At 60.6% G+C, this 12882-nt stretch carries 15 protein-coding genes; 8 read left to right on the forward strand and 7 right to left on the reverse strand.

Annotated elements, in window-relative coordinates; all coding sequences use genetic code 11:
* Nucleotides 1–7: 7 nt before the first annotated feature.
* The 4 genes from ACWTU7_RS01165 (at nt 8) to ACWTU7_RS01180 (ending at nt 3653) form a co-directional block, all read left to right on the forward strand.
* Nucleotides 8–976 (forward strand): SDR family oxidoreductase, encoded by a 969-nt coding sequence (locus tag ACWTU7_RS01165; protein ID WP_455837387.1) that lies wholly within the window; start codon nt 8–10, stop codon nt 974–976.
* Nucleotides 977–1064: 88 nt separating this feature from the next.
* Nucleotides 1065–2777 (forward strand): HAD-IIB family hydrolase, encoded by a 1713-nt coding sequence (locus ACWTU7_RS01170; RefSeq protein ID WP_455837388.1) that lies wholly within the window; start codon nt 1065–1067, stop codon nt 2775–2777.
* Between the two features lie 313 nt (nt 2778–3090).
* Nucleotides 3091–3279: a hypothetical protein gene (locus ACWTU7_RS01175; RefSeq protein WP_455837389.1), complete on the forward strand. Its 189-nt coding sequence runs from the start codon at nt 3091–3093 to the stop codon at nt 3277–3279.
* Nucleotides 3276–3653, forward strand: coding sequence for a hypothetical protein (locus tag ACWTU7_RS01180; RefSeq protein WP_455837390.1), 378 nt, complete (start codon nt 3276–3278; stop codon nt 3651–3653). Before ACWTU7_RS01175 ends, ACWTU7_RS01180 begins: the two co-directional genes overlap by 4 nt.
* Before the next feature lie 241 nt (nt 3654–3894).
* On the opposite strand, the gene ACWTU7_RS01185 is transcribed toward ACWTU7_RS01180, so the two are convergent.
* Nucleotides 3895–4341 (reverse strand): TIGR02588 family protein, encoded by a 447-nt coding sequence (locus tag ACWTU7_RS01185; protein WP_455837391.1) that lies wholly within the window; start codon nt 4339–4341, stop codon nt 3895–3897.
* Entirely contained in the window at nt 4338–5096 is a 759-nt protein-coding gene (locus tag ACWTU7_RS01190) for a TIGR02587 family membrane protein (protein WP_455837392.1), read from the reverse strand. The genes ACWTU7_RS01185 and ACWTU7_RS01190 overlap by 4 nt, the downstream gene beginning before the upstream one ends.
* A gap of 283 nt (nt 5097–5379) precedes the next feature.
* On the opposite strand from ACWTU7_RS01190, the gene ACWTU7_RS01195 reads away from it, so the two are divergent.
* Nucleotides 5380–5823, forward strand: a complete 444-nt coding sequence (locus ACWTU7_RS01195; protein WP_128342819.1) for a PPC domain-containing DNA-binding protein — start codon at nt 5380–5382, stop codon at nt 5821–5823.
* Between the two features lie 32 nt (nt 5824–5855).
* Here the strand turns inward: ACWTU7_RS01195 and ACWTU7_RS01200 are convergent, their stop codons facing one another.
* From ACWTU7_RS01200 to ACWTU7_RS01215, 4 genes are read right to left on the reverse strand one after another with little or no spacing between them, the layout of a single operon-like run.
* Nucleotides 5856–7139: a DUF763 domain-containing protein gene (locus tag ACWTU7_RS01200; RefSeq protein WP_455837393.1), complete on the reverse strand. Its 1284-nt coding sequence runs from the start codon at nt 7137–7139 to the stop codon at nt 5856–5858.
* Between the two features lie 21 nt (nt 7140–7160).
* On the reverse strand, nt 7161–7559 hold the full coding sequence (locus tag ACWTU7_RS01205; RefSeq protein WP_455837394.1) for a hypothetical protein: 399 nt from the start codon (nt 7557–7559) through the stop codon (nt 7161–7163).
* A gap of 17 nt (nt 7560–7576) precedes the next feature.
* Nucleotides 7577–8014 (reverse strand): GFA family protein, encoded by a 438-nt coding sequence (locus tag ACWTU7_RS01210; RefSeq protein ID WP_095519735.1) that lies wholly within the window; start codon nt 8012–8014, stop codon nt 7577–7579.
* Complete coding sequence (locus tag ACWTU7_RS01215) at nt 8011–8643, reverse strand: alpha-ketoglutarate-dependent dioxygenase AlkB (RefSeq protein WP_455837395.1); 633 nt, start codon at nt 8641–8643, stop codon at nt 8011–8013. The genes ACWTU7_RS01210 and ACWTU7_RS01215 overlap by 4 nt, the downstream gene beginning before the upstream one ends.
* 142 nt (nt 8644–8785) lie before the next feature.
* On the opposite strand from ACWTU7_RS01215, the gene ACWTU7_RS01220 reads away from it, so the two are divergent.
* The gene (locus tag ACWTU7_RS01220; RefSeq protein WP_455837396.1) at nt 8786–9001 is read left to right on the forward strand and encodes a KTSC domain-containing protein; all 216 of its coding nucleotides are present in this window, start codon (nt 8786–8788) and stop codon (nt 8999–9001) included.
* Between the two features lie 60 nt (nt 9002–9061).
* Here the strand turns inward: ACWTU7_RS01220 and ACWTU7_RS01225 are convergent, their stop codons facing one another.
* Nucleotides 9062–9277, reverse strand: coding sequence for a hypothetical protein (locus ACWTU7_RS01225; protein ID WP_455837397.1), 216 nt, complete (start codon nt 9275–9277; stop codon nt 9062–9064).
* A 177-nt stretch (nt 9278–9454) separates the two neighbouring features.
* Here ACWTU7_RS01225 and ku point away from each other — a divergent pair, with 177 nt between their 5' ends.
* Both ku and ligD read left to right on the forward strand, forming a co-directional pair.
* Nucleotides 9455–10324 carry a non-homologous end joining protein Ku gene (ku, locus tag ACWTU7_RS01230; protein ID WP_029356317.1) on the forward strand — a complete coding sequence of 290 codons (870 nt, stop codon included), beginning with the start codon at nt 9455–9457 and terminating at the stop codon, nt 10322–10324.
* 3 nt (nt 10325–10327) lie between these two features.
* Nucleotides 10328–12877 (forward strand): DNA ligase D, encoded by a 2550-nt coding sequence (gene ligD / locus ACWTU7_RS01235; protein ID WP_455837398.1) that lies wholly within the window; start codon nt 10328–10330, stop codon nt 12875–12877.
* Nucleotides 12878–12882 lie beyond the last annotated feature (5 nt).

A 12882-nucleotide genomic window follows, 5' to 3' on the forward strand; every position in this document is an offset into this window, starting at 1 on the left:
GACAGCCATGCAGATGAAATCGGAAATCGCCGGCGAGGCCGCCAAGCAACGCCACATCCAGCGCGGCATCGATGCCAAGGACAAATCGAAGGCCGGCAAGCAGCAAGGCGCCATGCAGGCCGGAGCACGCAAGTATCCCGAGCCGCCCTTTCCTGAACAGCACCAGCCGAAGCCGGGGCACGAATGGGCCATTGAGCCGGCGCCGCTCTATGATGCGCCATTCTATATCGGATCAAAAAAACTAGATGGCAAAGTAGCCGTCATCACAGGCGGCGATTCAGGCATCGGCCGAGCCGTGGCCGTGCTCTATGCGCGCGAAGGCGCCGATGTGGCGATCGTCTATCTGTCCGAGGATAAGGACGCCGAAGAAACGAAGAGGGCCGTCGAAGCCGAAGGCCGGCGCTGCATGCTGGTCAAGGCCGACGTCAGCGAACGCGACCACTGCCACAACGCGGTGGCTGAGGTGGTAAAGGAATTTGGCCGGATCGACGTGCTGGTCAACAACGCCGCTTTCCAGATCCATTCCAGCGACTTCAGCGAGCTGACCGAAGAGCATTTCGACACGACGCTGAAGACCAACCTCTACGGTTATTTCCATATGGCGCAGGAGGCCGTGCCGCATATGAAGCCCGGTTCGGCGATCATCAACAGCGGCTCCGTAACCGGCATAGAGGGCTCGAAGCAACTGGTCGACTATTCAATGACCAAGGGAGGCATTCATGCCTTCACGCGCGCGCTCTCGGGCAACCTTATCGAAAAGGGAATTCGGGTGAACTGCGTGGCGCCGGGCCCCGTGTGGACGCCGCTCAACCCGTCTGACAAACAAGCCGGTGACGTTTCGAAGTTCGGCGCAGACACGCCGATGAAACGGCCCGCACAACCGGAGGAGATCGCGCCGGCCTATGTATTCCTCGCCTCACCGCATTGCTCGAGCTACATCACCGGCGAGATATTGCCGATCATCGGCGGCTACTGAGTGCCTGTCGCCCGCTCAGCCCGATCGTCGTGCGACCTCTCGCCTGTGACGATGATAGCGGCGATCTCAGATATGAATTGGTCGATAGATGTATTTCATTGCCTTGGCGACAGACTATGACGGCACGCTGGCGCACGACGGGATCGTAGCTGAAAAGACGCTTGCTGCTCTCGAACGGGTCAAGAAAAGTGGCCGCAAACTCATCCTCGTCACGGGCCGGGAGCTGCCCGATCTCAAGCGCGTTTTTCCCGAGCTCGGCGTGTTCGACAAGGTCGTTGCCGAAAATGGGGCGTTGATCTACACGCCTGCCAGCGAGGAAGAACGTGCGATCTCACCGGCACCGGCGCCCAAGTTCGTCGACAAGCTGAAGAAACACGGCGTCAAGCCGCTTTCAGTCGGACGGTCGATCGTTGCGACCTGGGAACCACACCAGGCAACAGTTCTTGAGGTCATCAAGGAACTCGGGCTGGAGCTGGAAATCATCTTCAACAAGGGCGCGGTGATGATCCTGCCCAGCGGCATCAACAAAGCAACCGGGCTGGCCGCCGCCCTTGAGGACCTCAGGCTGTCGCCACACAATGTGGTCGGTATTGGCGATGCTGAAAACGATCATGCCTTCCTGCAGGCCTGCGGCTGCAGCGTCGCTGTCGACAATGCACTTGCGGCGGTCAAGGATACCGCGGACCTTGTAACGCGCGGCGCGCGTGGAAAAGGCGTCGAGGAGCTGATCGAAAAACTGGTAAAGCGCGATCGGGAATTTGTCCGAAAACGCCGTGACGGCATCCTTCTCGGCTCGGCCGGCGGCGACGAAGTCTATCTGACGCCGACCGACACGGTTCTGATCGCCGGAAGCTCCGGCATCGGCAAATCCACCTTGGCCACCGCGCTGACGGAACGCTTCGTCGAGAACGGCTTTCAGTTCTGCATTTTCGATCCGGAAGGCGACTATGATGGCCTCGAAGGCGCCGTCCGGATAGGCGATGGCTCGAGCGAACCGACAAAGGCACAAGTGCTCGACCTGATCGAGAAGCCGGACACCAGTGTGGTCGTCAATGGGCTGGCGTTGCGGGTCAATGAGCGACCGGACTTCTTTGCCGATCTGCTTCCCGGCCTTGGCAGTTTCCGCTTCCGTACAGCGAGGCCACACTGGCTAGTCATCGACGAGGCGCATCATCTTCTCCCCAAGAAGCGCGACGACACGCGCGCCGTCCTGTCGTTGGAATTACCTGGCACTGTCCTGATCACCGTTCATCCGGAAGCGATTTCGACCGATGCCCTGCGTCTGGTCACTGCCGTCATTGCGCTCGGTCCCAAGGCCAAGAATGTCATCAAGGCCTTTTGTCATGAGACGGATATCAAGCCGCCAAAGGATATTCCCTCGCCAAAAGGCGAGCGCGTGCTGTTCTGGCGGCCGCAAGCCCGCAAGAAAATTGCCATGGTCAAAGCGATCGAGCCGCGCCAGTCGCTCAAGCGTCACAGCCGCAAATATGCGGAAGGTCAACTTGACGAGGCCGGCAGCTTCTATTTCAGAGGTCCCGACAACGCCATGAATCTTCGGGCCCACAACCTGATGATCTTCGCTCAGATTGCAGAAGGCATCGACGACGCGACCTGGGAGCATCACCTGCGTGCCGGCGACTATTCCGAATGGTTTCGCCATCAGATCAGGGACAAGGAGCTGGCGCGCGAAACCGCCGAGGCAGAAAAAGACGAAATGCTCTCGGCGCAGGAAAGCCGCAAGCACGTTCTGGATGCAGTACGTCGCCGTTATACGGCTCCTGCCACCGCCCCGGAGGAATAGGGAGCGAAGGGATCGGCCATGCACATCATTCTGGGAGGCACGGGCCATGTTGGTTCTGCTGCAGCCATGTCGCTTTTACGACAGGCGAAGCGGTCACCATCGTAACTCGCGATCCGTCCAAAGGCGCTGACTGGACGCGGCGTGGTGCCGAAATCGCGGTGGCGGATGTCCACGACAGCGAGGCCCTTCGTCAGGTTTTTCGTCAAGGCGAGCGCCTTTTCTGCTCAATCCGCCGGCTGACCCATCGACCGACACTGACGTTGAAGAGCGCAAGACCGTTGCCGCCATCACTGCAGCTCTTGAAGGATCTGGATTGCGAAAGATCGTCGCGCAATCAACCTACGGCGCTCGGCCCGGCGACCGGTGTGGCGACCTTAACATCCTCTACGAGTTGGAGCAGCAACTGCGCGGCCAGCCGATCCCTGCCAGCATCATCCGGGCGGCGTACTATATGAGCAACTGGGATTCTGTGTTGAAACTGCCGAGCGGGATGGTGTGGTGAACACCCATTTTCCGGCGGACTTCAGATTGCCGATGGTGGCACCGGACGACCTTGGGCGCGCCGCTGCCCGTCTGCTGAAAGAGCCGATCGAACAGACAGGTATCCACTATATCGAAGGGCCGGCGCGCTATTCTGCATCTGACGTCGCGGCTTGTCTAAGGGAGGAGTTACGAAAAGACATTAAGGTCGTGACGGCACCGCGTGAAAAGTGGCAAGAGACCTTTGAGGGCATGGGCTTTTCCAAGGCAGCCGCCAAATCGTATGCGCGCATGACCGCCGTCACCCTGGACGACCTTGAACTGCCCGACAGTCCCGAGCGTGGCACGGTTTCCCTGCAACGCTACATTTCCGATTTGGTCACCCGACACAATTAGCGTCGCAAATCGACTGGGACAGGTCGGAACGAAACAGTGTTATCTCTGGATTTTCAATCCGTTACCGGAGCAAATTATACTATTAAATCCTCTATTCTGATCGGCAGATCGCGGATACGCCTGCCAGTCGCATGATAAACCGCGCTTGCGACTGTTCGCCAAAGACCTTGACGCCGGCCCGGTTGACCTCGTGATCGGGGCTGAGTTCCACAGCCATTTCATCCATGGCGTTTTCGACTGGTCAGGGTTCACTGTATCCACTAGCAAAGAGGCGCAGGTCATAGGCCTCGGGATCTCGACGAAAGATCAACGCGCCATTCCGTTGGGATTCCTGTGGGACATAGTCGAGCGTAGCGCTGCTCTCCTCGACGACCTCATCGCCATTGCGGAGTTCACCTTTGATTTCGACAGCAGCAACTGATTTCCCCGCCCTGTTTGCGGCGGTGAACTCGACCACATAGCCGCCCTCGGTGACCGCGACCGCGAGCGGCAGCACAACGATCCGGGCGGTCCCATCGCGCGTGCTCAAGCCATCGACGACAAGATAGCTGAGCACGGCAACCAGGGCTACCGAGCTTATCCCCGCCACAACCCACTCCGTGACCGAAGTCCCGGGTTTGCGTGTCATTCCTTTGTTGTCGGACTGATGCTTCTGTTGCTCGTCGCCTTTTGCGGGATTCTTTGTCACAGAATGAGCCTCGCAACCGCCGCCCCGAGCGCGCCAGGAAACGACAGAACCACGACTGCACTGAGTGTCTCCGAAAAGCCGGCGCCATCGGTCCTGCCGAAGGTCCACAGGATATAAAGGTTCACAAGCATCACCAGGACATAGCCGACGATTGCATAGCGAAAGAAGATGCTGACGAATCCAGCGCCTGGCTCGGGACTGTGCGAGCCGCGGAATTCGAACTCATAGACGAAGGCGTGCATGAGAGCGAGGGTGACCACCACCAGAGCGATTTCCTGCCAGGGGTGCATCTTGTAAGCGATGAGGACGACCTCCTCCGTTGGTGCGATGTTCACCGATAGAAACAGAGCTCCGACCACCATCAAGAACAGCTCTCCGGTGTAGCCGGGCTCGGGAATGTCCTCCTCCTCCAACAGACTCGGGCCAAGCTGAGCGCGTGCCAAAGATGCTCCTAGACTGCCTGGGACAACCTGCACCGCTATTTTGCCAATCACCTCCCGTAGCGGCATTTCGACGGTCACGATGCCGAAAATAAAAAACACCGCAGCAGCCGCCACAGCGGCCACAAGTATGGCCACAAAGGCATCGGCGATGCGGTCGCGAAGCGCCACCGTCTGGCGAAAGCCTCCGTACTTGTGCAGCAGCACCAGCATTGGCAAAGTGACAGCGAGGAACAAGGCGAGCCGCAGTGGGTGAAGGTGAAATCCCAGCGCCCAAGCTTCCATGGTCATCAGCACGGGGACGGCGAAGATCAACGCTCCGGCAAAGGCGCGCCCAAGACCAATCCAGAACTCACGCGGCGTTGGCACACGCCTGACGATGATTTCAGTTGGCGCCACGTCCGCTCCCTCAGAGATAGCCTGCGGGGAACAATGTTTCCTGCGCGATCTTGTTCCGGACCGCTGCATCTTCGATAGTCAGACGGCGCAGCGATGTTCAAACCGAGACCAAACCTGTTGGGAACTCGCGAGCCAGCTTTCCGTTCGAACTCTCGATCGAAATACAACTCTAAGCCGACACAGCGTCTGGAGTGAAATCATGAAATCGCAGCTCGTTGCCGAAAGCGCCGGACAAAGAACGTTCGTGGTGGTGCTTGATCCTGGCGAGGAAGCGTTCGCGGCGCTTACGTCTTTCGCGGTCGGGCAGAACATTGGCGGCGCCTCGCTGACCGCGCTCGGCGCCTTCGAAACGGCGACAGTCGGCTGGTTCGACGTTGGAGAAAAGACCTATCGGAAAATCCCGGTTCGGGAACAGTGCGAGGTGCTCAGCGCGATCGGCGATATTGCGATCGGCGACGACGGCAAGCCCAGCCTTCACGTCCACGCGGTGCTCGGGTTGCGCGATGGCAGCACGCGGGGCGGGCATCTGCTCGAAGGCATCGTTCGGCCGACTCTTGAAGTCACAGTGGTGGAAGCGCCTGGGCATCTGCGCCGCAGGAAGCGCCCGGAACTCGGCATCGCCTTGATCGATCTGGATACTTGAAACCGAACTCGGATCAGGCGATCCGGGCGCGCTTATCCTTTTTGTTTGATTTGTTTGACGTCCGCGGGCGCCTCGGGTGCCGCCTCCCAGCCGAACACACTGCGACCGCCGAGCAGATGCGACTGATCGAACTCTCCGGCAACGATTTCCTTCAGGCTGGGGCCTGTGGCATAGCGTTCGACCTGCCGTGACTGGTCGTCGAGCCGCTTCAAGGCACCGATTTCTTCGTCGCGGCCGAGCCTGGCCTTGTGGACCGCGGACTTCAGCACGCCGATCGTCTCGTCATAGACTTTCAGCGGCACGGGGAATGGATGTCTGTCCTTGCCGCCATGCGCCAGCGAGAAGCGCCCCGGATCGGAAAACCGGCATGGCGCGCCATGCAGAACCTCGGCAACCAGCGCCAGCGCCCGCACCGTGCGCGCACCGACGCCGGGGACCAGAAGAAGATCGGAAAAATCGGCGGGGCCACGCTCGGCAGCCGCCGCCATGTTCCCATGAAGGCGGCGCATGACGACATCGCTTTCGCGAACGTCGTGGTGCGCCGGCATGACCAGGTGTGGCAGCATCGGCTGCTGTTCAGGCGTCTGCTCTGGAGCCGGGGCCGTGCCACGTTCCAGCGCGGCGAATTCCCTCAGAATGCGATCCGGTCCGAGGTCCTGCAGGAGCTCCAGCTGTCCCTTGCGCGAAGCGTCGGCGCGGCGGTCGGTCAGGTTGACGATTTCGCCCTGGTTGGCGCCTTCGATGGCGGCATGCGGCTGGTCGACGAAGCTCTTCAGGCCTTCGGACAGCCAGTGATAGCGGCGCGCCACCTTGCTGTCGCCGTTCATGCCCTGCTGCACCACGACCCAGTCGCCATCATTGGTAACGATAAAGCCATGCAGATAGAGGTCGAAGCCGTCCTGAACGGCGGCGCTGTCAACCTTGGCGACGAGCCGGCTGGCAGTTGCCAGGCCTGTTCCGTCGAAGCCGACGCGCTCGCCGATGACGGCAAGCTCGTGCGGGGTCCTGCGTGAATGCGCGCCGCGGCCGCCGCACACGTGAATACCAAGTTCACCGGAGAGCGGAGCCAACCCGCGTTTCAAGGCGCCGATGACGCTGGTCGTGATGCCGGATGAATGCCAGTCCATTCCCATTACGGCGCCAAACGACTGGAACCAGAAGGGATGCGCCAACCGGCGCAGCAGCTCCTCGCGACCGTAGTGGTGAATGATCGCCTCGCACATGACCGCGCCAAGGCGCGTCATCCGGTCGCCGAGCCATTTCGGCACGCGTCCGCCATGAAGTGGCAGGTCTGCGCTTCCCGATCGATGTGCCAAATCTTGCTGCCTGTTGCCGAACTATGCCTTGCGCTCAACAGATAGGTATCGAAAGCGGCGTGAAGAAGCGATGATACCCGCTTCAAGCTGCCGATGCCCGTTCCGAATTCCATTGCCGGCCTTGGTGCCCGGCCGCTTGGCGATCACTGTAGCGGTTATCGCTTCGCTGAGGAGATCAAACTTCTCGATGTCACAATGCTCACCCGTCAATAGATCCGTCGGCCGCGGTGACTCGTCAGGTCGCCGCCGATTGATCTCGAACGACATCACGGGTCCGGGATCTGGGCGCCGCTCCGTTCCAACCAGGCGTGCTCGATAACCGGAAGGCCCGATGATCGTCTCAAGGTCTTCATGGTCCGCCGCCTTCCAGGTGAGCGCCAACACAGCGTGGTGGTCGCGGGGTATCACCAGATCGACCATTGGCGGCGTTTGCCGGGTTACCGATCGGCGGGATTTCCGACCGCCGGATCGCGCCGCCTTGAATATCTTCCCACACGTGGCAGATCGTCACGAAATTCCACCCACGGCAGCTTCATGTCCCAATAAGCATGAGCCTGCGGCGGAAAACGTTCGGGGTGGTCGAAGAAGCCGATCGTCACATAGAGTTCTTCGGGAAGCCCCTGGTCGAGATAGGCTATGGATGTCCCGCAATCGGCGCAGAAGGTGCGGAGCACGCCTCGGGTCCTCGAGAACGTCTTCGGCGTGCCGGTCAGCAATCTGAACTGGGCCGGTCGATAGCCGACCCAGACGGTCAGCGGGCTCCCTATGGCCTTGCGGCAATCGTCGTCGTGATCGGAGCAAATCCAGAACGGGTCGCCATGCATCTCAGCCGTTATCGAACCGCAAAAACAGGAGCCGGTCTCGATCCTGGTCATCGAACTATCGCTTCTGATCGAGGCGACCGTTGCGGGTGCAGCGTCCGCAGGGTGATGGAGTAGCGGTGCTCGGAAAGCGGCGGGATGCTGTGCTGCCATTCGGTGCGCGCCGGTCCCGTCATCAGGTAAGCCGACCTTGGCTCGAGGATGATGGTCTGGCGATCCCATCCAGCGCCGTTCTTCCGGCGGAGCCGAAAGCTGCATGGCGCAAGAAGAGAAACGCCGGCTACGGCATCGAAATGCGGCTTGTCGCGATGCCAGCCGATACCCGCGCCGGGCCGGTACTCGTTGATCAAGACCTGCACGAAAGCATCGGCGGGCAGCCGCGCAAATGCCGCCACCTTTTCCCTGAGCGGCATCAGAAAAGCAGGGATAGGAGGCGCCTCGACGACTTTGCGTTGGTCAAAATCGTAGCGCAGGCCAAAACCGGCGACGCGCCGGTTTGCGAGATGGCCCTGAAAGTCGAAAGGCTGGAAGGCGAGACTTTCGAGCTGCCGCGCCAGCTCGGCATCTTCCTGCGCGGTGATCAGCTCCGGCTGATAGTGAAATCCTTCCGGCAGATCGTTGGGCGCACGAAACAGGTCGCCTTGGCCAGCGAATTCCGGCTGCTTGGTTTTGAGCGATGGCATCAACCCTAATTGGTGAAGCCGGCCGGCGGCGGCAAGACCTTGGAGGCGTCGAGCCGGCCGGATCACCGCCTCCATATCTTGGGCGAGACGGAACCTGGCTTGCCGGGGTGGGTTATTGCCCAGACGCGTCGAGTGTTTGGAAATGCCTTCAACTGCTATTCAAAGCATCAATTACGATCCGGCGACGAGGACCCTCTCCGTATGGTTCGTCCCAAGCGGAAATCGCTACGATTACAACGACGTGCCGCCGCAGACCTACGCTGCATTCCGCAAGGCCTCGTCAAAAGGTCGGTTCTTCAACGCGTTCATTCGAGACCGGTATAGCTACCATTTGGTCGAGCAGAGCCAGTCGGGGTGAGATCTTTTGCCCTTGTCGCGCGTAATGCATCCGGGAGAATCCGGTCGGCCGGCCGATCCCTCATTGCGCCGGCGGCGTACCGGGTTGATCACCGCCCGTGGTCGTCTTCGGCGTCGGGTCCTTGTCGACTTCGGGATTTTGATCGACGGTGTTGGTGTTGCTTTGTGTCGGTTCAGTGATGCTGGTGCTGCCCTGTGTCGGTTCGGTCTCGTTGCTGCAACCCGCTAGAGCCAGCGCCGCCAAAAATGATAGGCTCGTCAACGACAGTCTCGTCATGGCCAACCGCTCCCTTCCTGCTCGACAACGGTGAGTCGTGAATTTGGTTGCAGCGGAATGGCTTGTCTGCTGGCCCAGGACCCTTCTGATCGTCGCCGCGTAGGCGCCAAAGGAACAAATCTCCGCGCCGCCACGTTGCATTTCCAGTGCAATGCTTGTGACAGAGAGGCTAACGTCTTGGCGCCGAGAGCAAATTGGAAGGGTTTTCTGAAAATTGGAGAACTCAGCTGCCCGGTGGCGCTCTATACGGCTGCCTCAACCTCAGAGCGGATCGCTTTCCACACAATAAACCGCGCCACGGGCCATAGGGTGCATCGCGCCTTCGTCGACAGCGATAGCGGCAAGCCGGTCGAGAAGGACGACCAGGTCAAAGGCTTTGAGATCGGCTCGGGTGAGTACGTCGTGCTCGAACCCGATGAGGTCGCAGCCGCTGTCCCCGAGAGCGACAAGACGCTGTCGGTCTCGGCCTTCATCGGCTGTTCCGATGTCGACGACGTGTATTTCGACAAGCCGTATTACCTCGCCCCGCCGGATAAACACGCCGAGGAAGCTTTTGGGCTGATCCGCGAGGGCATGCGCAGGAAGAAAGTCGCTGCCATCGCCCAGACCGTCCTGTTTCGGCGCATCCGGACCTTGCTCATCCGGGCCTATGACGAAGGCCTGGTCGCAACGACGCTGAACTTCGACTACGAGGTGCGCTCGGCGGAGGAGGCCTTCGACAACATTCCCGATATGAAGATCGAGGGCGAGATGCTCGAACTGGCCGAACACATCATCAAGACCAAGAAGGGCAAATTCGATCCGACCAAATTCGACGACCGATATGAGGCGGCGCTTGCCGAGCTTGTGAAAGCAAAGCTCGAAGGCAAGAAGATCGCCGTTCCGAAGCCGGCCAAGCGGGAGAAGGTCGTCGATCTTATGGATGCGCTGCGCCAGAGTGCCGGCGTTGGCGGCAAGCAGCCCTCGACAAGAAAGCCCGCGGCAAAGTCAAAGCCGGCGCGCCACGCAAAGGCGAAGCAGACAGCACCGCGTCGGAAGGCCGGCTGACCGATGGCGCTCGAGACCTACCGCAAGAAGCGCAATTTTTCCGTTACCCCGGAGCCGCAGGGGCGCAGGGCGCCCGGGACCGGCAACAGCTTCGTCATACAGAAGCATGATGCCACCCGGCTCCATTACGATTTTCGTCTCGAAATGGACGGCGTGCTCAAGAGCTGGGCCGTCACAAAAGGGCCGAGCCTGATCCCCGGCGAGAAGCGCCTTGCCGTCCATGTCGAGGATCATCCTTTGGAATATGGCGGTTTCGAAGGCACCATCCCTAAAGGCGAATATGGCGGCGGCACCGTTATTTTGTGGGACAGAGGCACTTGGTCGCCGATCGGCGACGCGCATCGCGGCTATGCGAAAGGCCATCTCGATTTCGAACTTCACGGCGAGAAGCTTGGCGGCCGCTGGCATCTTGTGCGGATGGCCGGAAAGCCGCGGGAGAAGCGCGAGAACTGGCTGCTGATCAAAGGCGACGATGACGCCGCGCGCACGGAAGGTGATCCCGACATTCTGGACGAGCGGCCGGAATCCGTCGCGACCGGCCGCAAGATCGAGGACGTCGCCGGCGAAGAGCCCGGCTGGTCGTCCAAGACGGGGCGCATTCGGAAGCGCCGCGGCGGCCGCACGGGGGCAACTCAACCAGAAGAGCGGCCTGCAACCGTAAGCGTTCCCCAACCGTCAAAGATCAAGGGTGCCAAGAAGGCAGCGCTTCCCGATTTCGTCGAACCGACGCTGGCGACCCTGGTCTCGTCCGCGCCGTCCGGCGAACGCTGGCTGCACGAGATCAAATTCGACGGCTACCGGCTGCAGGCCAGGATCGAAGCCGGTCGCGTCAAACTGTTGACGCGGAGCGGTCTCGACTGGACAAAGAAATTCGGAAAGGCGGTCGTTTCGGCGCTGGCCGATATCCCTGTCGGGACGGCGCTGATCGATGGTGAACTCGTGGTCGAGACCTCCGCCGGCGCATCGGATTTTTCCGCGCTGCAAGCCGATCTCAGCGAGGGCCGCAGTGATCGCTTTCGCTTCTACGTCTTCGACCTGCTTCATCTTGACGGGTACGATCTGCGTGACGTTGCGTTGATCACCCGCAAGGAATTGCTGGAAAAGATCATCGGCGGTGATAACGTCATCATCAGCTACAGCGGACATTTTGAGGAGAATGGCGCTCTGGTCCTGCAACACGCCTGCCGGCTGAGCCTGGAAGGAGTTGTCTCCAAGCTTCGCGATGCGCCTTACCGCTCTGGCCGCAGCAAGAACTGGGTGAAGTCGAAATGCTCTGCGCGGCAGGAATTTGTCGTGGCCGGCTATGTCCCCTCGACAACCTCGCGCAATGCGATCGGTTCGCTCATCCTGGGTGTCTATGATGACGGCAAGCTTCATTATGTCGGACGCGTCGGCACCGGCTACACGGCGGCGGTTGCCGAGAGCCTCTTCAAGAAGCTCGAGCGAATACGCATTCCGTCAACCCCGTTCGACGAACGGCTGACCGCCGAGGAGGCTCGGCAAGTCCGCTATGTCAGGCCGGAACTCGTCGCCGAAATCGAGTTCCGGGCGTGGACCGCCGACGGCAATCTGCGCCACGCCTCATTCCGCGGATTACGCGAAGACAAGCCGGCGAAGGAGATCGTCCGCGAAACGCCGAAGACGAGCAAGGCAGCACCCAAACCTCAGCGTCGGAGCGTCGAGCTCACCCATCCCGATCGCCTCTACTGGCCGGACCAGGGCGTGACCAAGGAAGGTCTCGCCGATTATTATGCCGAGGCGTGGCGCTATGCGTCGCCCTACATCGTCGGCCGCGCGTTAGCGCTGGTACGATGTCCCAATGGGATTTCGGGCGAGCAGTTCTTCCAGAAGCATGCCTGGAAGGGGCTCAACCCCAACATTGTCCTGGTTCACGACCCCAAGGATCCGCCCGACGAGCGGCTGATCAGCATCAATGATCTCGATGGGCTGATCGGTCTCGTCCAATCGGCGGCGCTGGAGATCCACCCCTGGGGTTCGATGGTAAGCGATTGGGAGCGTCCGGACACGATCATCATGGATCTCGACCCCGGCGAGGACGTGAGCTGGGAGGCGGTGATCGAAGCCGCCGTCGAGACCCGCGACCGGCTGAAGAATACAGGGCTTGTCCCCTTCATCAAGACCTCCGGCGGCAAGGGTCTGCACGTTGTGGTGCCGTTGAAACCGAAAGCGGAATGGCCAGCTGTGAAAGCCTTCACCAAGGCGATTGCCGACTCCATGGCCGCCGACAGTCCCAACCGCTACGTCTCGACCATCACAAAATCCAAACGGCGCGGAAAAATCCTCGTCGACTATCTGCGAAACCAGCGCGGTGCGACCGCAGTCGCACCCTATTCGACAAGAGCACGACCGGGTGCGGCGGTGTCTATGCCGCTTGCCTGGGACGAGCTCGGACCCGGCATCGGACCGGCCTATTTTACCGTCGAGAACACACCGACCCGGCTTGCCTCGCTATCGTCGGATCCCTGGCAGGATTTCCGAGCTGCCGCAGCGCCGATCGAAGATCGTGCAAACCGACGCAAGAAAGCGGCTTGAGGAGG

The organism is Mesorhizobium sp. BHscii (assembly GCF_053848065.1).

What these genes read in the sequence shown, in the direction of transcription:
- ACWTU7_RS01205 (WP_455837394.1), bottom strand. Translation starts at nt 7,559, where the DNA reads ATGGTCGATCTGGTGATACCCCGCGACCACCACGCTGTGTTGGCGCTC.
- ligD (WP_455837398.1), top strand. Translation starts at nt 10,328, where the DNA reads ATGGCGCTCGAGACCTACCGCAAGAAGCGCAATTTTTCCGTTACCCCG.
- ACWTU7_RS01165 (WP_455837387.1), top strand. Translation starts at nt 8, where the DNA reads ATGCAGATGAAATCGGAAATCGCCGGCGAGGCCGCCAAGCAACGCCAC.
- ACWTU7_RS01220 (WP_455837396.1), top strand. Translation starts at nt 8,786, where the DNA reads ATGCCTTCAACTGCTATTCAAAGCATCAATTACGATCCGGCGACGAGG.
- ACWTU7_RS01215 (WP_455837395.1), bottom strand. Translation starts at nt 8,643, where the DNA reads ATGCCATCGCTCAAAACCAAGCAGCCGGAATTCGCTGGCCAAGGCGAC.
- ACWTU7_RS01210 (WP_095519735.1), bottom strand. Translation starts at nt 8,014, where the DNA reads ATGACCAGGATCGAGACCGGCTCCTGTTTTTGCGGTTCGATAACGGCT.
- ACWTU7_RS01195 (WP_128342819.1), top strand. Translation starts at nt 5,380, where the DNA reads ATGAAATCGCAGCTCGTTGCCGAAAGCGCCGGACAAAGAACGTTCGTG.
- ACWTU7_RS01225 (WP_455837397.1), bottom strand. Translation starts at nt 9,277, where the DNA reads ATGACGAGACTGTCGTTGACGAGCCTATCATTTTTGGCGGCGCTGGCT.
- ACWTU7_RS01170 (WP_455837388.1), top strand. Translation starts at nt 1,065, where the DNA reads ATGTATTTCATTGCCTTGGCGACAGACTATGACGGCACGCTGGCGCAC.